We start from the raw sequence: 1037 nt of genomic DNA on the forward strand, positions 1-1037 counted from the left end.
GTTCAACGGCTGGCCAATTGAAGGTTCAACTGTGGAAGTTGTCATCATGGATGTATGGTAGAGACAGATCGACATAAGTCAACTTTCGATCCATTGACATGATCATTTTGATTATATAAAATCGTCACCGTGATCGCATTGGTCACGCATTCGAAAGGATAGTTGTATGGCGAAAAATGCCCCTGCTGGCGACGGTCAACGAGTTGGCGCAGTGCGTCAACGCAGTCAAACCCAAACCCCTTCTGGTCACTACGTCAAACGTGATACTGAGACAGGCCGATTCATGGACGTAAAAACGTCCAGCAAGGAGCCTTTCAAGGGTGTGCGCAAAGAAGGAAAGTAGGCCGCTGGGATGCACAAACATACGGCGCCAAAGGCGCTGCTGCTACTGGCCACAGCTTCCTCTGCAACGCGAGCTTGCCAGCGGTTGGAAGCTGCGAGCTTGACCGTGGCATGCAAAAAAACGCTGTCGGAGCTCACTCTCCATAAGCGGCAAAAAAAGGAACGGGTCATGAGGAAACTCATGACCCGTTTCTATCCCATGGGCTCTCGTCTGGCGACAAGGGCAAAGGGAGATGCACTGAAATGCTCAATGCGTGTTTGGCGACCGCGAGTGTACTGCAGTGCTCTTCCCCTGGGCAAATCTCGCTAGAGGAAGGAGGTTGCAATGAATGAGCAAGCAATTGAGCTTTGACTTTCCCTTGCCCGAGGGCATGAAAGTAATCTTTCGCCCCTACCGGACGCTTCCGAATGGCCAGCGACTCTGGGCACGCGCATATGGCCACAAAGCGTTCCCAATGCTAGTGCCGATCTAGGCCAGATGTTGGCCCATCAACCGAGCTGGTGGGCCAACTTTTTACCTCGCGCCCTGCCCTGGATGGCTAAGCCGACATAGAAGTTGATCGGAGTTGGATAGCGTGCAACGGTGTCTGCTAAGACAGATAGTTGTCCGAACACTCCCCCCGTTTTTGAATCGCCCCGGCTTTCGTGGAGGCCAGTTGGTTTAAGTCAGGCCACCATCATGGCAGTCTGACTGG

The organism is Simplicispira piscis, from assembly GCF_054783455.1.